The 21,090-nt window shown below is 44.9% G+C and carries 18 protein-coding genes; 9 read left to right on the top strand and 9 right to left on the bottom strand.

The genetic code is table 11. The annotated features are described in order from the left end of the window. Both N836_RS54315 and N836_RS54320 read right to left on the bottom strand, forming a co-directional pair. Positions 1 to 440: hypothetical protein (locus tag N836_RS54315; protein WP_036053452.1), on the bottom strand; the 440-nt coding region annotated here is incomplete at its 3' end. A 156-nt stretch (positions 441 to 596) separates the two neighbouring features. Continuing rightward, a complete protein-coding gene (locus N836_RS54320) occupies positions 597 to 995 on the bottom strand; it encodes a hypothetical protein (protein ID WP_023073242.1) in 399 nt (132 codons plus the stop codon). Between the two features lie 920 nt (positions 996 to 1,915). Here N836_RS54320 and N836_RS75885 point away from each other — a divergent pair. Together N836_RS75885 and N836_RS54330 are read left to right on the top strand one after the other, a co-directional pair. Beyond that, complete coding sequence (locus tag N836_RS75885) at positions 1,916 to 2,095, top strand: hypothetical protein (protein ID WP_023073243.1); 180 nt, start codon at positions 1,916 to 1,918, stop codon at positions 2,093 to 2,095. A 354-nt stretch (positions 2,096 to 2,449) separates the two neighbouring features. Further along, positions 2,450 to 3,070 carry a DUF6796 family protein gene (locus N836_RS54330; protein ID WP_023073244.1) on the top strand — a complete coding sequence of 207 codons (621 nt, stop codon included), beginning with the start codon at positions 2,450 to 2,452 and terminating at the stop codon, positions 3,068 to 3,070. Between the two features lie 76 nt (positions 3,071 to 3,146). Here the strand turns inward: N836_RS54330 and N836_RS54335 are convergent, their stop codons facing one another. Beyond that, on the bottom strand, positions 3,147 to 3,848 hold the full coding sequence (locus N836_RS54335) for a hypothetical protein (protein WP_023073245.1): 702 nt from the start codon (positions 3,846 to 3,848) through the stop codon (positions 3,147 to 3,149). A gap of 339 nt (positions 3,849 to 4,187) precedes the next feature. On the opposite strand from N836_RS54335, the gene N836_RS73390 reads away from it, so the two are divergent. Genes N836_RS73390 through N836_RS54360 form a run of 5 tightly spaced genes read left to right on the top strand, consistent with a single transcriptional unit; the run spans position 4,188 to position 8,846 of the window. Next, positions 4,188 to 4,760 carry a terminase small subunit gene (locus tag N836_RS73390; protein ID WP_023073246.1) on the top strand — a complete coding sequence of 191 codons (573 nt, stop codon included), beginning with the start codon at positions 4,188 to 4,190 and terminating at the stop codon, positions 4,758 to 4,760. A gap of 34 nt (positions 4,761 to 4,794) precedes the next feature. Further along, positions 4,795 to 6,219, top strand: a complete 1,425-nt coding sequence (locus N836_RS54345; RefSeq protein ID WP_023073247.1) for a phage terminase large subunit family protein — start codon at positions 4,795 to 4,797, stop codon at positions 6,217 to 6,219. Between the two features lie 2 nt (positions 6,220 to 6,221). After that, positions 6,222 to 6,686 carry a hypothetical protein gene (locus tag N836_RS54350; RefSeq protein WP_023073248.1) on the top strand — a complete coding sequence of 155 codons (465 nt, stop codon included), beginning with the start codon at positions 6,222 to 6,224 and terminating at the stop codon, positions 6,684 to 6,686. Positions 6,687 to 6,688: 2 nt separating this feature from the next. Beyond that, positions 6,689 to 8,053: a hypothetical protein gene (locus N836_RS54355; protein WP_023073249.1), complete on the top strand. Its 1,365-nt coding sequence runs from the start codon at positions 6,689 to 6,691 to the stop codon at positions 8,051 to 8,053. Next, the gene (locus tag N836_RS54360; RefSeq protein WP_023073250.1) at positions 8,043 to 8,846 is read left to right on the top strand and encodes a hypothetical protein; all 804 of its coding nucleotides are present in this window, start codon (positions 8,043 to 8,045) and stop codon (positions 8,844 to 8,846) included. The genes N836_RS54355 and N836_RS54360 overlap by 11 nt, the downstream gene beginning before the upstream one ends. A 68-nt stretch (positions 8,847 to 8,914) precedes the next feature. Here N836_RS54360 and N836_RS54365 read toward each other — a convergent pair whose 3' ends face one another. Together N836_RS54365 and N836_RS54370 are read right to left on the bottom strand one after the other, a co-directional pair. Beyond that, positions 8,915 to 10,042 carry a T6SS phospholipase effector Tle1-like catalytic domain-containing protein gene (locus tag N836_RS54365; protein WP_023073251.1) on the bottom strand — a complete coding sequence of 376 codons (1,128 nt, stop codon included), beginning with the start codon at positions 10,040 to 10,042 and terminating at the stop codon, positions 8,915 to 8,917. A 568-nt stretch (positions 10,043 to 10,610) separates the two neighbouring features. Further along, complete coding sequence (locus tag N836_RS54370; protein ID WP_023073252.1) at positions 10,611 to 11,774, bottom strand: hypothetical protein; 1,164 nt, start codon at positions 11,772 to 11,774, stop codon at positions 10,611 to 10,613. 708 nt (positions 11,775 to 12,482) lie between these two features. Here N836_RS54370 and N836_RS54375 point away from each other — a divergent pair. Beyond that, a complete protein-coding gene (locus tag N836_RS54375) occupies positions 12,483 to 13,256 on the top strand; it encodes a hypothetical protein (RefSeq protein ID WP_023073254.1) in 774 nt (257 codons plus the stop codon). A gap of 142 nt (positions 13,257 to 13,398) precedes the next feature. Here the strand turns inward: N836_RS54375 and N836_RS73395 are convergent, their stop codons facing one another. The 4 genes from N836_RS73395 to N836_RS0138275 all read right to left on the bottom strand — a co-directional run bounded on the left by N836_RS73395 (position 13,399) and on the right by N836_RS0138275 (position 18,388). Then, positions 13,399 to 14,190 carry a KilA-N domain-containing protein gene (locus N836_RS73395; protein WP_023073255.1) on the bottom strand — a complete coding sequence of 264 codons (792 nt, stop codon included), beginning with the start codon at positions 14,188 to 14,190 and terminating at the stop codon, positions 13,399 to 13,401. A 184-nt stretch (positions 14,191 to 14,374) separates the two neighbouring features. Then, the gene (locus tag N836_RS54385) at positions 14,375 to 14,635 is read right to left on the bottom strand and encodes a helix-turn-helix domain-containing protein (RefSeq protein WP_031292904.1); all 261 of its coding nucleotides are present in this window, start codon (positions 14,633 to 14,635) and stop codon (positions 14,375 to 14,377) included. 9 nt (positions 14,636 to 14,644) lie between these two features. Continuing rightward, positions 14,645 to 16,936 (bottom strand): NACHT domain-containing protein, encoded by a 2,292-nt coding sequence (locus tag N836_RS54390; protein WP_023073257.1) that lies wholly within the window; start codon positions 16,934 to 16,936, stop codon positions 14,645 to 14,647. A 3-nt stretch (positions 16,937 to 16,939) separates the two neighbouring features. Then, a complete protein-coding gene (locus N836_RS0138275) occupies positions 16,940 to 18,388 on the bottom strand; it encodes a pentapeptide repeat-containing protein (protein WP_023073258.1) in 1,449 nt (482 codons plus the stop codon). Positions 18,389 to 18,595: 207 nt separating this feature from the next. Here N836_RS0138275 and N836_RS0138280 point away from each other — a divergent pair, with 207 nt between their 5' ends. Next, complete coding sequence (locus N836_RS0138280) at positions 18,596 to 21,070, top strand: TIR domain-containing protein (protein WP_023073259.1); 2,475 nt, start codon at positions 18,596 to 18,598, stop codon at positions 21,068 to 21,070. Positions 21,071 to 21,090: the final 20 nt, after the last annotated feature.

Raw genomic sequence — 21,090 nt, forward strand, 5'->3', positions numbered from 1 at the left:
CTCACCCCGCCCTCAACCTCACTAACCGACGTGCCAGGGGGTAACCAAAACTGAATCTCTATCCGGCGTTGGCCTCGGGTGCGAGTAGCCCGCCCAACATAGCGCCGAGTGCCATCCATGAAACGGACATAAGCCCGGACAGTGGCCCCTTGTGGCGCAGACCGGGTGAAGCTTACCCGCCCTGTTGCTTCTCCGTTAGAGTTGATGCGGATTACCTGAAAGCTCGCCAGATCCTCCCGCCTTATGTATGCTGGCTCCTCTCTGGCAGGGGGTGTGGGCTCAGCAGCAGGTGCAGGCGCAGGTGTAGACCCCGAACCATCCCCACACATATGACTTAGATCGATGCGCTCGCCTCCCATATCCATGTAGCAGGCACGAACAGGGGTGGGGACTGCGATCGTGAGTACTGACAACAAAGCGATAACTGTGGGGGCTCTCATGGTAATGCCTGGGAAACTGCATCCAAGGTTACCGGAGCGTGTTCAGCGATCAGGACGTTTTTGCAATACGAGACTTTTGGTTAATGCTATCTATTGAGGGTATTGAGCATCCCCAACAAATAACCCCCGAAGCAATGAGCGTCAGGGGTGGGTTTGCTATCTCTTTTTTGCCAACCTATATATTCCAGGAGTTATTACTATGATTGCAAAATCAACCAATAAGTCCCATCTGAAAAAATAACTTAGGTGGGTTTGACCAGATGGAAGGACAAACATTGGAATTGTTATAGCGGATTCTAAAATCAAATCTATAACAAGCCAGATAAAACCTAAGAGAAATCCGTTTGGTTTTTCGCTTGATTTATAATACCAAAATGACATAACTAAAACAGCAAGAATCACAGTGACGAAATGTATTGTTAGTGGCACTGGTGACCAAATTCCAGCATCTTGAATAGGGAAGATGAGGGCTTGTATTGATACAAGTATGACAATAAGTATCCATAAAACAACCCCAAAGATAATTGGTTTTATTTTCTTTATTATTGTTTCCATAATATTATCCTTCAAAAGGATTAAGGCTCAATCCGCGTTTTAGGTCTTTAGTTTATTGATTATCGCCGATACCCACCACCTCACCCTAGGCACTCTATGCCTGCCCTTGGACGACTGGATGCCCCAGGTATACACCTCGCAACCGAGGGCTTTACTGCCATGAAAAACCCCAGGGGCTATGTCAGTCCACCTGGGGTGCGTTAAGAAACGTGCAATAGAATGCCTATGAATCTAGCACAAGTGATTTATCAGCGAAGCTGCGTTGATACGATGGCATTCTGTGATCCCATGCATCTCGCTAACGCCCGGCTCTGGCTGGGCTTTTTTGTGCCACAAGCAACATTATCCATGTTGTCCGGTTAACAGACTTCCTAAGACTTTTAAGCTTAAAGTGTTTGCATAACTCCAAGTAGCGCATGTTTTGGAGGCAGCAAAGGCTGGGGAAAGTGAGCGAGTCTTCCCCAGCCTTTGCTGTATGTGCCCAGCAGAGAAGCGGCTATGGATAGACTGATTAGAACATCCATAACCGCTGCAGGAGCCCCTAATCCAAAGGGCGGGAATTAACTTCAATTGCTCAACAATATCTGAAGGATGCGCCCCGCACATCGGTAAAAAGCCTTAGTCTACTCCCGTATAAATCATGAGGTTTTTCCGGGCAACCCACCTAAAGCGATATTCCATGTCACCCGGTTAACAGACTTCTATTGTTTGCCCTGTGTATAGTCTTCATATCAGTTGCTGCAAATGGCATTTCAGGGACTGAACGCAGAGCGGGGTTTGAATGTGGGCTCTGCTCTGCTCTGCCATGGGGATGAACCTTCATTACCCAGCAGGCGCACACTCTCGGCTTCGGTCGGGGTTTTGTTTATATGGGGTGTAAACCTAGAGATAAGGTTATTGCTTGTCGCTGAGGACAGAACATGCAAAAGAGAACGCTTCTCAAAGGATTGCATTGGTATGCGGTTGGTTCAGGTGTTGCCGCTCTTGTCATTATTCAGATGTCGAGCATCAATGACTTTAACGCTATTGAGTTAACCTGGAGCATTGGCGCAACATCAGGTTTGATCGCATGGAATGCATGGAGGCTTTACAAGCTTTGAATGTCCTCACCATCATGCAACACTTCTCAGACAACCCCAACCTGCTGACTGCGATCCGCACTACTCTGGTGCCTGTATCCCGGTATATGAGACCAGGAAGGATGACGTGGATTGTGGGGAGATTGAAAACCGGAACTTTACCGTGGTCGTCATCGGCGAAGACCCGCACCGGCTGGATAGGGATAAGGATGGGGTGGCGTGTAAGGGGTAGGCGTTCTGATGCAGTTTTATGGTGATTAAGAACTGATGTACTGCAGCAGTATTAAGGTAAACGTCATATTTCCTAGGGTGTACTAAGCAAACCAGCTTTAATAGCTGTAGACACAGAAAGCCTTTCAATCCTACGAACTTGTCATGAATATAGACATCGAACCGCTTCTCTTTCTCGGCTGGATTGCCTTTGCAGCTTCTCTATTGAACATGATTGCTGACTGGGCGTTGATGGGATTTCCGATTGCCGGGAGAGACTTAGAGCTGAGGATGATTGGCGATAAACCGCGCAAACACGTTGAGATTGGAATCTACTCAGGGCTAATGACTCTGCCACCGTGGCTAGGTATTCTGTTTCCCGTCCTCTACCTCCTGCAAGACGCATCGCGATGGCTGCAAGTTCTAGTTTTGATGGGCATCTTGCTTTTCGTTATGTTCTCGTTGGTATTTCACATCAGCCACATATTTCTTGACATCGCGTTCCGCAGCAGCGTTGATTCAGTTATCGCTTGCTCTGTCCAAGAGAAAGAGCGGCTGAAGCGCATCACTGCGGTGGTAACACTGGTGATGTCGCTAGCCATACTTGCTGCAGGAATTGCCAGTGACGTTCCGGTTTGGTGGCTCATCTCGAATCCGTTTCTTGTTCTGGTTGTGCTGATTGTCGTAGCGAAATTCACACCCTCACCAGTCGGGGGTTATTTTCTGGCCGGTAGTGGTAGCCTGGGTTTTGGGATCTTTTGCCTGTCAACAATGCTCGCGTTGTGACAGGTAGTCCCTTAGCTTGTAGTAGCCAGGGGACTTTTTGTATGAAAAACGCCAGTTTTCCCGTGGGGGCTGGATGTCAAACCCCCTTTACCAAAAATACCCCTTTCACCACATCCCCTGTCCCCGCATTCTGTCCTGCTGACGGTTGTACTGTAGGCAACACAATGAACTCTCCAGCCACACCATTCAGCGTCGCCGCTAGCTTCTGTTGCTTATTCACGGCAGGAGCAACCTTGGGCTCGATGTGATACCCCTCCAGGTAAATACTGCTGGCTGGGGTACCGGGTAGGCTCAAATCCGTAGGCCGTTGCTGCTGACCCACGATCGCAGTGAACTGAGCGGGCACTGTATCCTCTACCCGATTCCCTTCGACAGTGCTGTAGGTGTCCTGGCCCACTGAATAGGATACGGTGAGATTCGCACCAGCGAGAAACCGGGCAAAGATGCACTCATACCATTGGGGTTGCCTGATGGGTGGCTTCAAAATAAATGCCCCGAACCAGGATGCGCCATCGTCCTCGCTGATCTCCCAGTTGGCACCGAGCTTAAATGCTGCATCAGGCAGACTGTGCTCTGTCTTTTCGAATACTCCTAGCCACACCCGCCATTGCTCAAAGAAAAGTCCCTGGGCTTCCTGAAGGTCTCGACTCCCTGAACCTAGGCTGTCCGCGTTGGGCATCAACGACAACTCTGTCCCGGCATAGCGAAACTTGCGGAAATTCCCGCCAAAACTAATGCGGTCTTGGACGGTGCTCTTGTATTCGGCGGCAGTGAACATAATGATTCAGGAGTGGTGGGTGCGATCTCGTTTAGTTTAGCGCGTACAACAAACCCCACCAGCCAAGGAGCTAATGGGGCAATGGCCTAGGCTGCCACTAAGGGGCGAGCAAAGGCGACAATGTTGTTGAATGTTATGGTTCGTGAGGCTGGTTAGACTGTCCTAATCCCCCAAACGTCGAGAGCCATTGCATCCCCGCGTTGGTGGAGATGACCGGAATCGAACCGGTGTCCGCCTGGGTAAGTAGCAATCACCTACACAATTAGAGTATAGCGAATGAGTATAAATTGCGATCGCTGAGGCAATGGCTATACTAAGGCTGTTGCGATTAATTGAGATGTGGGCAAAAAAGGAGAATTAACCCCTAAGCAAAAGCGTTTTTGTGAAGAATACTTAGTGGACTTTAATGCAACAGCCGCTTACATTCGTGCTGGTTACTCTTCAAAGTCAGCGGCCACAAATGCGGGGAAACTTTTAGTAAATTCTGCTGCCCAAGCCTATCTTTCTTTGCTTAGGAAACGTCAGTCTGCAAGCACTGAAGTTACTATAGAAAGAACATTGGCTGAGATTTCAAGAGTTGCTTTTGGTGATGTGACCCAAGTATTAAGTTTTACGGATAGTTCATTAACGCTAGAAGACTCAAAAAGTTTGCCACAAGATGTTACAGCGGCTATCGAGTCAGTTACTTTTCAAGAAAATAATACAGAAGCAGGAACGACGATCAGAAAATCAGTCAAAATGCATAACAAGATGACTGCTCTTTCTTTGTTAGCTGATTACTTTGGCATTCGAGATGACTTTAATAAAGCTCGCGCTACATTAAGGCGATACGGCATAGATATGGTTGAGGATTTGGAGCGACCGCTGGGGTGGAGAATTGAGCCATATGTTGCCAATCGTGCCAATACCTAGACTAAAGGGTTCCAAGCATATCAACACTAAAGCCATGCTACCCGATACCTTCCCTGAGTTCTGTCAGCACATCAAAATCAAATCCCTTGAGGGCATTCAACCGTTTACTCTGCTCGACTGGCAACAACGATTCTCCGACTTAATCCTTACAGAATTGGCTCAACAAAAAGCGTCAATCTCTGTGATGAAAAGCCGCCAGGTAGGTAACACTCTATTAGTACTGGTAATGGAACTATGGCTTAGCCTCATCATCCCACAGCACACCAGCCTGGTTCTTCACCTCACCTATACCGATGCCTGGAACCTATGCCGCCGGTTGCGTAAGCTTATCAAGCAGATGAATATTCCTATGGTGACTGACTCTCTCAGTCTGCTTGAATTCTCCAATGGCTCTACGATTTACTTTAGGTCTGCCGATCCGGAAACCTGTGGTCGTGGTTTGGAAAATGTTGATTTTCTGCACATAGAGGAACAAGGCCACCAGCCACATCTCAAAGAAACGCTTGAGGTGATCAGCCCGATGCGGACCTGGTCCCCTTACTCAAAGCTAGTGTTGATCGGCACACCCAACGGTAAACAGCCTCATTACTATGATCTGTTGCGTCAGGTCATCCCAGAGAACACCATTACTCAAACGGTAGAAGGCATCCGAGCTGGAGTGATTGACCCGTATCAAGTGTTTAAGAGCGATCGCAAGTATGCAATCTTGCTTAACTGGCGTACTATCCAACGGTTCCGAGAGGAAATAGAGCCTACATTTTTGGAACGGGTGCAGGCTGAAGAGAACCTAACTGACATCGGTATTCTGACAGAGTATGAGTTGGAGTTCAGTGAGTCTGAGAGTGCTGTCTTCTCACCAGTGTTGGTACGGTCTGCAGAAATAGATCAGACGCCGGTACGCCAGTCTATACATACGGGTGAAGTCTGGTATCAAGAGCCTGATCAGGCGGCTGCTTACTATGTTGGTGGAGACCCCAATGCGGGCAGTCTAACCAGTGGTGACGCGGCGGCTTTAATCGTTTTACGCCAAGATGGCGATACCTACAAAATTGCTTACATCTACCGCAAGAAATCAGGTACTAGTGCAGCCCATGTAAGCCGGTGGGCCGATGCAATCCAGGCATTTAGCCCATTGGAGACACGAATTGAGAGCAACAACACTGGCCTGACCTGGATAGAGCAGCTAGCCGCTTTATGTCCAACTCAAGCTATAGAGGCCAGTAAGACAACCGAAAGTACACGACCTCAACTGATCACTTTACTGACTCTAGCGTTAGAGCGTGGACACTTAAAAGTCCCCGTAAACAGTCATATATCTAGAGAACTGTTATCTTTTGTAGTGAACGCGAATGGCAAGCCAGAGGCCGCCCAAGGCTCAAATGATGATGTTATCTTTGCCTTGATGCATGCGTTAAAAGCGGCTAATTACGGTCAATCAAACGAGGGTTCCTGGGTATAGCTATGAAATTTGCAGCACTTTACATCTCTGACGCACCGCCTAAAGGTTGTCCACCTTGCGCAATTGCGACGCTTAAGAGATCAGAGGATAGCAGGCGAGTGCATACTCTAAGACAATGGTTTGGGGGGTTAAATAAAGTTGATTCGGCATTAAAATCAACAAACGATGTTGATTTTTGGGTGGTTCTTCACAACGACCACAAAGCCAGCATTCAAAGCATTTATCCGTCGGCTAATGTAAAAGTCGATGATCGTCGTTATAGCACTGCAATATCTGCTGTTCTTTCGGCATTAGAAGATGATTTGGTCGATACTAGCTGGAGAGGATGGAGACAGTTTTCTCAAGCCGTTATGGCCTTAGATAAAGCACCCAGGCATAAGGCAATGGCCTACTTGATTGCTTATGCTACGAAATGGGCAAGACCAGTGTTCCATCTTGATACACTTGTAACGGTCTCACCTCACTGAACATGTACGCCAACAATCCACCTGCTCGACTTGGCTTTCTCGGTCGTTTATGGCGACGGCTAACCGGCGCTCAACAGCCTAAACAAATGATCGGCACCCAGCGTAGTGCGGTAGTGAGTACATACCGATGGCCGACCTACGATCAAGAACTGATTGAATATCCCATTCGAGACCCAGAACAGGCCAAGCTTCTAATCAGCGCTATCTATGGTGAAAACCGAGAAAAGATTTTTGATGATGTCCTTCGATATATCGAGAGCGATGTGTTTAGCAGTTCTGACGGTGACGATCGCGGGTTCACAATCTCTAAAACCTTGGACGATGGCGAGACAGCGGTTAATCCAGATGTGTACAATATCGCCACTGAACTGATCCGACGTCGCAATGGGGACCATTTTGTCATTGGTGGCACCCGGTTCCAGCGAGCCGTTCGTGAGGCAGCAGGCTATGGTGATTCATTCTGGCAGTTGGCCATTGAGAGAGACGGTGATAGCTATGCCATTACAGACACCCTTAAGATGCCCTGCTGGGAGATGTTCAGGTGTGAATCTGACACAGGCGAATTGCTGAGGTTTGAACAACGCCGACGGCTATTTGAGATAAACCCAGAATTTCAGTTTCCACCTATTAAAATTATTCACTTTCGCTACCGTCAGCGTGGGCTATATGGCCAGTCACTGTTTAGCGGTTGCCTAACCTATCGAGCAGATCATGACCGAGCACGCCGCAATCTGGCCAAGGTCACCAATGACACGGGCAGTAACCCATATATTTTCAGGATGCCTGAAGGGACCGAGCCACAACAGAAAAAACAGTTCAAAGAGGCCATCGACCAGGCACTCAACGATGGTACCGTCACCGCCTTATATCCAGATTATGGGGTTGGAGTAGATCGTCTGGGCGCTGATGTGCCCAACTTTGAGCCACTGATTGAGGACAAGAAGACGATCCAACATAATCTAGTCCCTGGTGGCTTTCCTGTGTGGCTTATTCCTGGCATGGATGCCACTGGGGCCCGTGATATCAGTGGAGCGCCTGAACGTGCTTATGCTCGAATGATTAATGACTTTCGGGCTATGCTAACAACCGGCATTCGGCAGGCAATAGATATTGAGTTGTATTTAAAGCTAGGTCCTGACGTTTACCAACGTGAGGTCGTTGAAAAGGGGTATACGGTGGTGTGGCCTAAGCTTGCAACGCTCAATGCACAAGGTCAGCCTGAGGAGATCCCTGAGACTGATGCGACCGGGGTACAAGAGCTAGAAGGTGAAAACAATGGGTTACGTACGAAGCAGGGCTCAATCAACACCAAGTGGTTGTATAAGGTGATGGATGATGCCATGAAAGGAGTGAACCATGGCCGATAAATTTCAACCCTCACCATCAGACTTACCTGACCTCTCTGAGTACGACCCATTGACTGAGCCTGACTGGGATGAGGTGAGATCGCTCGCTGAAGAACAAGACTGGGAATGGAATGAAGATAAGGGTGCTTATGTAGATGACGACGACGACGAAATTGTCCCCCTCAGCACTATTCTAGAACTGACTTATGAAGAACTAGAACGCATCCAGGGTGAGATATCCACGGCTGTTGAAAAGCTCGAAGACGACGAGGATGTTGCTGAATGGGAGCGCAGAATCGCAGAAATAGCGGCAGCGGCAGCGGCTTTATTTTTCCTGCTGGGTATGGGGGCCCGTGGAAATATTAACGATGATCACTCAGGACATGTGCGCGATCGCCTGACAGTTCAATTCGAATACTTGAGACAGTTTAGTGAAGATATCCTAGATGGTAATCTAACCATCAACCGCATTAAAGCCAGGGCAAACCTCTACCCTCAAGATGATCAGTTGCTGTACTCAGAAGCCCAGGAGTTCATTCACTCTACAGAAGAGTGGTCATATGTAAGAAATTTACTAGGGGGCTGCCAGCATTGTCGGGATTGTTTGAATGAAGCCGCAAAGGGATGGGTTGAGCGAGACCAGATGTCGATGCCTGGCACTCGTATGTGTCGATGGAATTGCTGCTGTATGCTCGAATATGCCAAAGAAAAACCAGGACAAAACAGCAATCAGCTGACTATATTGACACTGGGAGCAGGCTGGCTTGTAACACTGCCTACTACTACCAAAATTACAAAAGGTTTAACAATCTAGATTGCTGTAAGGCTGTCAAAAATGCTAAGGGTTTTCTCTTTTGCGATCTCATTAATGCTGTAAAGCATTCACGCACTTTCGGGAGGTAGAAATAATTTTTTAATTTCTAATCGGTAATTCTTACCTTCACTGACTTCATCTTCGATGATTGCAGTTTCGTATCTAAGATTGTAGGGTACATCTTCAGCTCCAATCTGCTGATTTTTCTCATCAAAAAAAGTATAGTGAAATATATCGGTGTTCGTATGTTGACGTGATGGATCTGCACCTGATTCCCCAAAATCCAAAGGGTTGAGTGTCACAGCACGGTCAAAGACAACAGGAGACTTGGAGTCTGTAGCATGTTCGGGCTCAGACAGTTTAATCCCAACAGCGATTGCCTTACGGAGCATAAATTTCAAGGTGATGTTAGTACGCTCTCTGTTTGCCTTATATTTCTTGCTTTGCTGAGATGTTTTTTTCGAACCAGCCCTCTGGCGGATTTTGGAATTGCCACCAATATCGCCATGACCCCCACGAAACCAAACTTCTAGAAGATTTTTCCCATAGGCTCTATCAAGGCCAAACCCAATGCGATGTAGATCTCGAGACATCGCATGAAATGCGTTTTCTACGTTATCAGGAAGGCTTTCCTGAAATAATAGATCTGGCAATAGTTCCCTGTCCCCGAGGGGGTTCCCGAAGGATGCAACAGTATCGAATAAACCTAGAAATCTAATTTTGGGAGGCTGAGTGAATCCATATTTTGTAGGATCCGCAGAGATTTTGTCGACAAATATTCGCGCAATTGCGGCTCCACGGCTATAAGCAATGATATCGATAATACTGTCACCGTTCGCGACATTGTTCCTTAAGGCTTCCTCTGCTTCTTGGAGGATAGCCTTTGCTCCCCATCCAAATGCTCCACCGAAAATGAAGTCTGCGCTTCTACGTAGACTTCTGTCGACGCGTGTACCCGAACCTACACCGGGGAAGTATTCGACACGTCCAACCTTAGCCTGGTTGTATTCTTTCGCAAAGAGAACAACATTAGTCGCAAAGCGATCATTTGCTAATGGCTCTTGTAGTTTGACTTGTTCGAAAGCTTTAGTCTGGGTTTCGATACTTTCGCCTCTCTTAGGAGCTGTATCCCAGTTATCTCCAGTTCCATCAAACGCGTAAAGTGCCATAAATGCCCCTTTTTGATTGATTTTCACCCTAAAAAATCCAGAATCAAACCTAAAAGCTGTTGGTTGATAACAAAATACCTACCACAAGGCGATGTAGAAAGCTTTTAGGTAATTTTTATTTTTTCGTATGATTTTGATTCTCAAATTTCTCAAAGATTCATGCTGTATTTCCAAATACATTAGTCAGTGTGGATGGATCCATATAGGTTGAACAGTACCCCTGAGGGTACTTTTTTAGCGGATAATAAGCACGCTACCCTTACTGTTGCTGCTCACTGCCTGATGTTTTAAGGCTTATTCCGCAAAAGTCCATTGGACTTACTTTTGCTTGAGATTACCGTTCATGCCAATCGAACCCTAAGTAGTCCTAGCTTCACTCCAAGTTACAAAAGCAAGAGCACCTTACTTTGAAATCGCTCCAGATTAGAAGCAATTAGCAATATTATATAAAAAATAAAAAAATACCCTTGAGGGTACTATCGCAGCCTGGTCATAAATCCCATATTCTTTGCGTGTCTCAATTAGATTTTTTGAAGATGTAAGCCTGAAAATAAGTTGCTAATTTTTAATAATATTTGAATTTTTCGAGATTCCCTTAAGAAAATACTTTGGTTATCGTAGCCTGAAAAATGTCAAGTAGAGCAGTGGTAATAGATGGGATAAGTGGCGCAGACAAAGACAGTGCGTATTTTCTTAGAGTTTGGATATCAAATGGCCAAACGTGGAATTTATCAACTCGAGAATAGAGAGCATCTAGTTGATCAAACCTTTCAATTTGGTTTCTTAACGTCTCACCATCTTCTTTAAGGATAAACTTGAGCTTACTATAATCATGTTGAAATTGTTCGGAAATATCCTTCAGAACCTTTTCTTTCGCTTCTACCATTTCTTGGTGAGTTGTGAGAAGAGGGCCAAAGAAAATAATTGGAGATACAGCAAAGTATAAAATCATTTGAAAGTGCGTTATCCAAATTCTCACATCACTAGTTTCCACAAATTGAATTGGAAAAACTTCTGAAATCCAAGAAACCTCAGTTGATGAAGAGACATTCTGAATAGCTTCAGTAATTAAGGTAAACTCAGTCAAACCAACAAAACTACCAACGACAGTTAGCGCATATGCACTATGCAGAGTATATCGACTCAAAGAACTAAGGCCACTATATTTACCCGGATAGAATAATTGTACTTTTAGCGTTTTATATGAAAAAAAATGACGTAGGAGCTTAACATTTAAGAGCAGCGTAACAAATAATGAAAAACCCATGTAACAAAAAAGTGCATTCATGCCAATGGCGAATAGTTTGATCAAGCCATTGACATTACTCCATATAAAAATGTTTGGAGAAAAAATATATATTCCGAAGAAAAAACTGTATAAGAACGAAAAAAGAATACTTCCAAAGTAACGTAATTTTCGGATTTTCTTGTAGTGAAGTTCTGCAAACTTAAATTCTTTTTCTGAAACTTTTAAGGTTTTATCTTTAGCGAGGTTACTCAACAATTCAAAGAGCGCTTTCCCTGACCATAAATAGGCCAATGGAAGCAACGGAAATAAAACACACCTAAAAACTAGAGAAAAAAAGTGATCAGCCCTAAGTTCACCACTCAAGAAAATGAGATGGCTATATATAATTAACGTAAATAAAAAAATAACAAAACCAATTTTAGCGGAGCTCAATTTTAGTGTTCCTGTCAGGAAATCTTCCAGAGGGTCTTGGCTTGAAAATCTTTGATCTTGTTTATAGTTTAAATTCATGCTAAACACTCTTATTGATAGAAGAAAAACCTGCTAGACGCGAATGAATCTCAATCAATTAAACTTTCATTGAATTACATTTATATTACATCGAATTACATTGATTAGTATTTGAAATGATTCGCAGCTTAATGGAATGAAATTTAGAACTATAGTTTCGGATAACTTTAAAGGTTGTCGACTAGCCAAGATAATCTGATTTGGGCTAAGCAATAATTTCTTCCCAAATCAACTCCAGCATCCGCTCTGATAAATTAAAGTATGATCTATCCCAGACATCAACTACCCCGTATCCCACATCCATTCATTGCCCGACTCACTACTGACAGATAGCCTCACCTCCGACCTTGGTCTGATATTTCAGCCCTAAAGTCTCCAAAATCTCCACCAAGGTCTGACCGAGAATGAAGAGGGATGCCACGACAGAAAGTCTTTAGGAAATGTACAGAAGCTTTCGGGCGATCGTCCAAGGCTGCGTGCTAGGTTGGGCGATGTCTGTATAACTTCCGCATGTAAGGTCTTATCCAGAAAAATTCCGTATACATATTAGTGAGCCAGCTTCAGTAGTGAGCCAGCTTCTATTCGATATTAATATTGCAGGCATTTATAAGGACTGTGAGTTTTCGGCAGGCAGAACAAAAGTAAACTTACACTTGTATTAGAAATAATATTGTTCGCGCCATTAGTGATATCACTAGGTTGACACCAATGAAACTTGAGCAAGAGGTTGTAATAGGAAAGGCAAGCCGTGTAAATTCCATACTGACTACTGGGTTTGCTTTGGTTGGGTTGATTCTTTTAATTAAAATCCTCGGAATAACCGCAAACTTTGAGATATTTGAAGTAGAGTTGCCTGTGAAACAAGCATGGTTGGCATTTCTACTTCTAACTGGAGCTCATTTTTGGACAGCTTCTAATCTTGTATCCTCTGCTGATTTTCTTTACGAGTCGCTTTCTGCATATGAGTGCAATGAAGTATTCAAGAAAATAAGGCGAACTGGCGGACTATTCTTTGAAGGACTAAAAGCTAGAAAGTTAGCTCCTAATAAAAGAACAATAGTTATGGATGCAGGAGATCGAACAACAAAGGTGGCAATTGCTGGAAGTATTCTTTTGGTTCTTGCCATTATTCCTTTTGAATTTCAAACTCTAGCGAACTTTTTGGCATTCATGTTTGTAGCGATTGAAATTGCTTTCATTAATTGGGTGATTGGGAGCAAATGGGTGTATGCACTCTCCAAATTGGCCTGGAAAAGAGACAGGCCCCATAAAGAGATGATTTCCAGCGAGAGAGTAATAATAAAACCTCCTGATGAAGGAGTGTTTGCAGATATTGATGTTAGAGGTCTGAAATGGCTCCTGCCAGGTGCTGTGAGCGTTCCACCAACTGGAGAACTTATAAAAATGCTTCTAACTATACTTTTGTTAGGTGCAGTAGTGATTCTTCATGCAGTAATACTCGGCTTGATCGTTCTGGTTTAAATTGCGAAGCACTTTTACTAGCTAACCAATGCATACACCGGCCTAGTGATTGACTTTTTCTCTGCTTATACTAGTTTTGCCGATGATGCTGGTCGTTATTCCGATTTAAGTTGTTCCCCCAGAGCAAATATTCTGAACTAGTCTAAGCCGCCGCCTTCCCCTCAATCTCCCCCAAATATTCCCTCACAACCTGACTCAACCCATCCCCGTGCTCTGCAACGTTATACAGCTTCACGGGGCACATCCGCCCATTCACAAGTCGCCGCTCTTCGTATGGGGCTTTGCCTGTGGTCTCAACAAACCAAGCCTTAGCGCGCTTTCCTAGAGGGCCTGCTTGTTTAGGCGTCACTTTATAACCCAAGGTCTCAGCAAACTCTACAATCCCCATCCAGAGATCTTTACTGAGAGGTAGTTTCTTTTGACCATCTAAAACGATGTTGTTGATCACGTCTTGATAGTGCTGCTGAACACGGGGATTGTTAAAGTCAATGCCAACTAATTCCTGTAAATCACGAAATGCGTTAGCACATTCTTTGAGTCGTACATCGGCAGGTGGTAGTTGCAGGGGCTGTGGTTGTGCTTCAACCTCAACCTGAATCTCTTTAGCTTCGATCAATAATCGCAACGCACGATTCGCCCAGATACGGAACGGGACACTGCACCACCTAGCAAAATCAATTGCTATTTCAGGATGTGCCCAAGTACCTTGGTCGTTTACTTTGTTACCACCCTTAGAGATCTCCACTAACTCCGATATCCGAATCTGGACATCGGCAGAAAGCCCCTCCAGGTAAGCTTCTGTGGATTTTAACTCAAAATACTTAGCCACCTTCCTATTAGTGGCTTTGGCCATGTCAGTAAGGCAGGTATACCCATCTGACTTGCGTTGGGATATCAAAAAGCCGTTGTAATCGTGCTGAACAATTTCACTCATCACTCAATCCTCATTATTGATGTGTTCTATTCACCCTTTCGAAACTCTTTTTCTCCCGTCCCTTTAAAATCCCACGACTAGCCGCACCTCTGGCACCGCTAGCAATCACTGATCTGATTGTCAAAATTCTCTTGCCCAATTATAGCGCAACAAACCTGAAGAGAGGCGCTACAAAAACAGTCTTCTAGTTAAGATTCTGTTCTTTGTTTACCCGCCATTCCAGCACATCTGACAGCTGCAATGGAAACGCTCGTAATTGTTCTGGGTCTCCGATCTTCAGCAAGACAATCAGTATTTCATTGATGCGATCTAGACCGGGCTTTGTCTTACCACTCCGCCATTGGGCGATCGAGCTTTTGCTGATGCCGAGTTCATCGGATAAGGCATTTACTGAGACCTTGTAGCGGGCCATAGCTTCAGTAAGGTGAAAGATTATTTGGCTCATAGGTATTCCTTAGTCTTGATTTTCAGTGATTGGAGGCGTCAACAGCCGAGACTCAATCGCTTCCCATTCTTTGCGAGAGACCCGAACAGCGGCGTTTTTGCAGTCGATTATGAGCTTGGTGGCGGTGAGGTATTTGCCTAAGGATTGGGCTTCTTCAAGTGAGAGCGTTACCAGCTCCCTGTCTAGGTGAAAGAAGGTTAGGAAGGTTTCAGTTAGCTGATTAGCAAAGTTTAGCCATTCGTCAGATGTGGCTTCATTAGAGGGCGTCTGGTTTTCTAGTTCTTCTAACTTCTTGGAAAGTGTCTCGTAATTGACAACGCTGGCGCTGGCTCTGGCGCTGGCGATGGCGAAGGCGAAGGCGAAGGCTCTGGCGAAGGTGCTGTCGCTGACGATGGCTCTGGCGCTGGCACTGGCGCTGTCGATGGCTCTGGCGCTGTCGATGGCTCTAGCTCTAGTGCTGGCGCTGTCGATGGCTCTGGCGAAGGCGCTGGCGCTGGCGCTGTCGCTGACGAGGTCGATGGCTTTGACTTTGACTTTGTCGATGTCGATGTCGCTGACGATGGCGATGTCGCTGACGCTGACGCTGGCGCTGGCGCTGGCGCTGACGATGGCTTTGGCGATGTCGCTGTCACTGACGATGTCGATGGCGAAGGCTCTGTCGCTGACGAGGTCGATGGCGCTGGCTCTGGCGATGGCGAAGGCGATGGCACAATACAAAAGCCACGCCCTTGATACCAGTATTTGATTGCTGGGGAGTGAGCGATCGCTTAGCCTCATCACCCATTGCAATAAACCTTGAAGCCTTGGTGAGCTAATAAACGCATTCGCTTGTTGCTCCATCGCTAGCCAAAGTTCATGACTGCGCCTGCCTGCCAATCCTGACACTAGTAGAAACACCTCTCGCCAACGCTCGTCTGTCAGATGCTCACTAACTAATTCCTGGATACTCCACTCGCTGCTGATATAACTTGCTGTGAGATACTCTTGTAAAGTGAGGTGAGAAAACGAGTAGGTATCGGTAGCTCGTTCCACGAGAATACCTTGTTGAACCTCAATTGCTTCGAGGACAGCTGAGCCATCTAATTCTGCTGGAATATTAGCTGTGTCTGATAAATAATCGTTAATGCGATCAGTGATATCTGATTTTAAGAAGAAAAGACGATCCTCTTCGAAACTGTTGTAGGCAATCTCGTTGAGGAGTTCTTTCTCAAATTCTGGACGCAGATATTTATAGACTGAATTCCGTTCCAATCTTTTTTGAGCTGACCAATCACGCAACAGGATATCTAAAGCTCGTCCATAAAGCGTACTGCGCTGATTAGGTAATTCTTGCTCTCGTTCATAGATCAAGCACAGAAACGTCAAAAGCAAAGGTGTCTGAGCCAGTTCTTTAGCAGCCTCATTTTCAGTCTGTTTTAGCTCCTGCCAGTATTGATTAGCGGTATCAGACTCCTGGTCTAGCTTAGAGTTAAACCAACGCCGAATAAATTGCTCAATCTGCTCATCATCAAAATCGGCAATGGTGACATCACTAAATTGTTTGAAACTGCTGTGATAAGCGGCTGTACGACAAGAAGCGACAAACGCATTTTTTCGGTACTTTCTGACAAAGGCCTCAATTTTTTCAATAACGCGGTTCGTATTGGCAGTAGGGACTTCATCTAAGCCATCAAGTAAAATCAATAGGCTGCCTTTCTTGAGAGACAACTCTGTAAATGCCCTTGCATTAGAAAGACCACAGATTTCAAGCTCTTTAGCAAGCGCACCAACTAAGTCAATCGATTGACTTCTCAGAGTTTTAAGCTCAATGAAAACAGGAATACGTTCACTCTGGAGTTGCCCTTGCTCACCTTTAAAGGCTTCTAATCCCAATTTTTTCAAAAACGTACTTTTACCAATACCAGGTCCACCCAGAACCATTAAATATGGCTTCTCTTTAGCAATAGACATGCCATCATGACGCTTCTCGGCAGTCTCAAAGTTACGCTTACCCTGCTCACGATAGAACCGCTCCAAGTCTTCTGACGAAGCAAAGTACCGTCGGCTATCGTCATCGAGAAATTTAACAGCCGTGTAAATTGAATCCAAGGGCATGGGCTCTTTCATCAGCCCTGGCATGATTTTGACCTGTCCATGCAGGGCTTCGTACCGCTTGGGGTATTCCCGCAAGGCTTTGATGTCCGCCTCTATTTTTTGGACATCTTTCCTAGCATCACGCGCCTGGCCGATCAGAAATCTGCCACCTCTCCCCAATTGCTCTAAGACAGGAACTGCAAGGCCACTAACGATACTTTCCCACATGGCTTATTCTCCTGGCTTCTGCCACCCCTCAACCAACGCCTTCAGCACCGCCCCATACGGCACCTCCTCAATCGCAGCCCCGCCCGCAGACTTCAACGCCCCAATAAACCGCTCTCGTTTAGTCGGTGGGATCAATGCATTCAAGTAAGCCGTTTGATCAGCCTCGGTCGCTGTGGGATTTGACATCTCTAACTGTTTGAGCAAGTTTTGGATTTCGGCTGCAGCCTCAGCGAGGGAAGGCGTTTCGGCAGCTTGGTTATTGATGGTGCCACCGGACTGGGTTCCATAATTCGTTTCAATGAAACCACTATTAAACTGAGACCCGCGCATATCGTATTTTGGACCTTGCTGATTATTAGCCATTGTTGTCATCACTCCCATCAATGTTGCTTTCTCTCGACGCTCTATTTCAATCGTCTGACGTGCATCCTCAAGGTGTTGTCCTTGCAATCGTAAACGCTCTTCATACTGAGCCTCTAAAACCTTAATCTCAGCAGCGTAGAGTTCTTTTGCACGACTCTCAATAGCTGGTTTATCCGCACCTTCAGGCACCTCTAAACGAACAACAAAGGCCTCTCCCTGTTTCCTCTCAATACCTTGGATAGATAAATTCTCGTCAGCATATTGACTGCGAAGTTCTTGGAAAGATTGGAAAAATGCTTGCCAGTCGATGCCATCTATAAAGATCAGATCCACTGTATCTACTGTTTTACGTATTAATGCTTCAAATTCCCCTGACTTGAATACAGCATTGGAGGCTCTTGGTAGCCTCTCCCTGAATGTTCTTGGAGAACTGAAGGTATCACTTTTCAGAAATACATAATCACATTTGATGTCTATAAAAGATGTATCACTTGTTATGTTCCAATTACGAATGCATGCCCCGGTAAGGATTACATTATCTAAGCAAGCATTAATTAGTGAGGCTGCTGTAAGGTTAGTATTACTCAAATCAGAAAAAGCTAAATTAGAACCATTTAGGTTAGCTACAGAAAGATCAGCACCACATAAAATGGTATGACTTAAGTTCGCTCGGCTTAAAATAGCAGTGTTGAGATTAGCCTCTATAAGATTTGCACCATCTAAATGTGCTGCATGGAGATAAGCGCGATCTAGATTAGATTTGCATAAATTAGCTCTGCTCAAGTTTGTTCGGCGGAGAAATGCATTATACAAATTTGTTTTACTTAAATTGGCTTCCTCAAGCCTACACCCTCTGAGTTCTGCATAACTAAAATTTGCGTTTTCAAAGTTAGCTCCTTTGCAATCAAAGCCCCTAAGATTAACTCGACTAAACTCAGGTTTAAGATCTGGGTTCTCCTCTCGCCATCGATTCCAAGCTTCAACACCTTGCTTGAGAATTTCTAGATGTTCATCACTGTATTGAGCGGGTCCCAATCTGTAGACCTTATCATTTTGGATTAGTGACTCTAAATCATCATGGTCTACCATGGCAAACTACCTCGCTCGCTTACGCCACTGTAGCGGACTATCTGAGCCCTGCCCATTTGCCTTAAGGCTGACTTTACAAGCCATGGTCCCAGTGTGTAGCACCCATCAAGAAAAATAGCTTTAATAGCTATAGATGCAGAAAGCGGCCCCGAACCGCCAAGTTAGAGCCGCTTTCTGTATGTGATGCCGTTAGCCCTATGGTAACTGATGATCCAGATATTTTTGGCTCATGCCAGCGAAGATCAAAGTGCTGTTATTGACTTATACAACCGGCTAAAGGCCAAAGGGTTCAAACCCTGGTTAGACAAGGTTGACTTACTCCCTGGCCAAAACTGGCGAGCTGAAATTCCAAAAGCAATTCGAAAAAGTGACATAGTCATTGCCTGCCTATCCAATCTATCTGTGAAAAAACAAGGTTATATCCAGAGGGAGTTTAGGATGGCCTTGAATGAAGTCGCTGACAGCCCACCTGGGAAAGTTTATCTAATTCCACTTCGTTTGGATAATTGCCAAATTCCACTACTTCGACCAGAAGGGTATGGAATTAATCTAGCTGACTATGTATGGATTGATTTATTTGAGCCTAATGGGTTTGATCGACTGGTTAAGTCGATTGACTATCATTTCCCTTATGATCGCTCGTTAGAAAACTCTCCCAACGCAACAAAACAGAATCCATTGAATTCTATATTCAATTTTTTTAATACTACGAAACCACTCCTTAATACCCCCATTGCAGGAAATAGTAACTTAATTGCACAAGCACGTCCCCTGAATGAAGCGAAATTGATTCTTGTTGGCTTTGGAGCAGTAGGCAAAACCTCCCTAGTAAAGCGATTAGTACATAAAAAATTTGATAAATATGAGAAGAAGACCGAAGGCATTCAAATTACTTCTTGGCCTCTCCAGCTACCTAATAAAGAAGATATTCGCTTGCATATTTGGGACTTTGGCGGACAAGAAATCATGCATTCTACCCATCAATTTTTCCTTACCGAACGTAGCCTCTACCTTTTAGTGCTCAATGGTCGCCAAGGGCACGAAGATGCAGATGCAGACTACTGGCTCAACCTCATTAAAAGTTTCGGTGCAGATTCTTCTGTTATTGTTGTCCTTAATAAAATCCAAGAACATCCCTTCAATGTCAACCGCCGTGCTTTACAGCAAAAATATCCCATCCGCGAATTCATTTTTACTGATTGCGAAGATGGAACAGGAATCGAACAACTTTATCAAACGATACTGCACGAGATTGAGCGATTGAAAGATCTGCGAGTCCCCTTTTCTCAAAGTTGGTTCAGCATCAAAGACCGCTTAGCAGGAATGAGAGAAGACTATCTCACCTTTGAACGCTACCGACAGATTTGTCGCGAAAATGGTGAAAATGATCCTCAACAACAAGACAAGCTTTCCGGTTACCTACACAGGCTAGGCATTGCTCTTAACTATAAAGAAGATCCTCGCTTACAAGATACTCATATCCTCAATCCTCACTGGGTAACAGAAGGCATTTATGCTCTTCTCAATGCTGAAGTATTAGTAACACAGAAAGGTGAGCTGTTAGTGGGGGATTTAGCTTATATCCTCGATGCCATCAAATACCCGCCAGAACGGCACAACCTCTTGTTGGAATTGATGCATAAGTTTGAATTGTGTTTCCGTTTTCCTGAAGACGATTGTCGTTATCTAATTCCCGAACAACTTGATAAGCAGCAACCTTCTGAGGCCGAAGAATTTAAACCAGAAGAGTGCCTTAATTTTCAATATCACTATCCTACCTTGCCAGAAGGGCTACTTCCCCGCTTTATTGTTCGTAGTCATATTCTCAGTCGTGACCTTTCTCGTTGGCGGACTGGTGTCATTTTGGAAAAAGAAGGCAATCGTGCTTTAGTCAAAGCAGATATTCAAGATAGAAAGGTTATTATTTCCATCATGGGTCCCGTCGCCAGTCGGCGTAGACTATTAGCTATTATCCGCTCGGACTTTGAGCATATCCATAGCAGCTTTAAGTTTCAGGTTGAGGAAATGGTTCCTACTCCTCATGATCCTAATGCACTGACTTCTTACAGTGATTTATCGGTAATGGAACAAAACGGGCTTTCCACATTTCACAAAGTTTCTGGTAATGATGTATTGGAATTAAGTGTTCAAGAATTACTTAATGGCGTAGATATAGAAATGTCACAACGAAGAGCTTCAGTCTCAAAACAGAGCGAGATAGCAAGACAATCACTCAATTTATTTTATAGTTATTCTCACAAGGATGAGACCTTTAAAGATGAACTAGAAACTCATCTCAAACTATTGCAGCGTCAAGGTCTTATCGCCCAGTGGAGTGACCGTCAAATTGGGGCGGGGGTGGAATGGGCAAAAGAAATTGATGAAAATTTAGAAAATGCTGATGTCATCCTACTTTTGGTTAGTGCCGATTTCATTGCTTCAGACTACTGCTATGACATTGAAATGAAACGAGCACTGGAACGCCATGAATCAGAAGAAGCAAGAGTTGTACCTGTTATTCTAAGGAACGTACATTGGCATTCTGCCCCCTTTGGCAAATTGAAAGCGGTTCCAAAAGATGGCAAAGCTGTAACAACATGGGGGGATAGGGATACCGCTTGGAAAAATGTAGAAGAAGAAATCAGAGAAATTGCCAAAGGAATTATCAAGAAGCTGGAATAAAAAGCCTTAAGCAGAATAGA

This window comes from Leptolyngbya sp. Heron Island J, from assembly GCF_000482245.1.
Taxonomy (GTDB): Bacteria; Cyanobacteriota; Cyanobacteriia; order Phormidesmidales; family Phormidesmidaceae; genus Leptothoe.

Excerpts from the sequence above, each read along its gene's own strand:
- N836_RS75885 (WP_023073243.1), top strand. The coding sequence starts at position 1,916 with ATGCAAAAGAGAACGCTTCTCAAAGGATTGCATTGGTATGCGGTTGGT.
- N836_RS54375 (WP_023073254.1), top strand. The coding sequence starts at position 12,483 with ATGAAACTTGAGCAAGAGGTTGTAATAGGAAAGGCAAGCCGTGTAAAT.
- N836_RS54370 (WP_023073252.1), bottom strand. The coding sequence starts at position 11,774 with ATGAATTTAAACTATAAACAAGATCAAAGATTTTCAAGCCAAGACCCT.
- N836_RS54350 (WP_023073248.1), top strand. The coding sequence starts at position 6,222 with ATGAAATTTGCAGCACTTTACATCTCTGACGCACCGCCTAAAGGTTGT.
- N836_RS54355 (WP_023073249.1), top strand. The coding sequence starts at position 6,689 with ATGTACGCCAACAATCCACCTGCTCGACTTGGCTTTCTCGGTCGTTTA.
- N836_RS54360 (WP_023073250.1), top strand. The coding sequence starts at position 8,043 with ATGGCCGATAAATTTCAACCCTCACCATCAGACTTACCTGACCTCTCT.
- N836_RS54345 (WP_023073247.1), top strand. The coding sequence starts at position 4,795 with ATGCTACCCGATACCTTCCCTGAGTTCTGTCAGCACATCAAAATCAAA.
- N836_RS54330 (WP_023073244.1), top strand. The coding sequence starts at position 2,450 with ATGAATATAGACATCGAACCGCTTCTCTTTCTCGGCTGGATTGCCTTT.
- N836_RS73395 (WP_023073255.1), bottom strand. The coding sequence starts at position 14,190 with ATGAGTGAAATTGTTCAGCACGATTACAACGGCTTTTTGATATCCCAA.
- N836_RS0138280 (WP_023073259.1), top strand. The coding sequence starts at position 18,596 with ATGATCCAGATATTTTTGGCTCATGCCAGCGAAGATCAAAGTGCTGTT.
- N836_RS54385 (WP_031292904.1), bottom strand. The coding sequence starts at position 14,635 with ATGAGCCAAATAATCTTTCACCTTACTGAAGCTATGGCCCGCTACAAG.
- N836_RS0138275 (WP_023073258.1), bottom strand. The coding sequence starts at position 18,388 with ATGGTAGACCATGATGATTTAGAGTCACTAATCCAAAATGATAAGGTC.
- N836_RS54390 (WP_023073257.1), bottom strand. The coding sequence starts at position 16,936 with ATGTGGGAAAGTATCGTTAGTGGCCTTGCAGTTCCTGTCTTAGAGCAA.
- N836_RS54320 (WP_023073242.1), bottom strand. The coding sequence starts at position 995 with ATGGAAACAATAATAAAGAAAATAAAACCAATTATCTTTGGGGTTGTT.
- N836_RS54335 (WP_023073245.1), bottom strand. The coding sequence starts at position 3,848 with ATGTTCACTGCCGCCGAATACAAGAGCACCGTCCAAGACCGCATTAGT.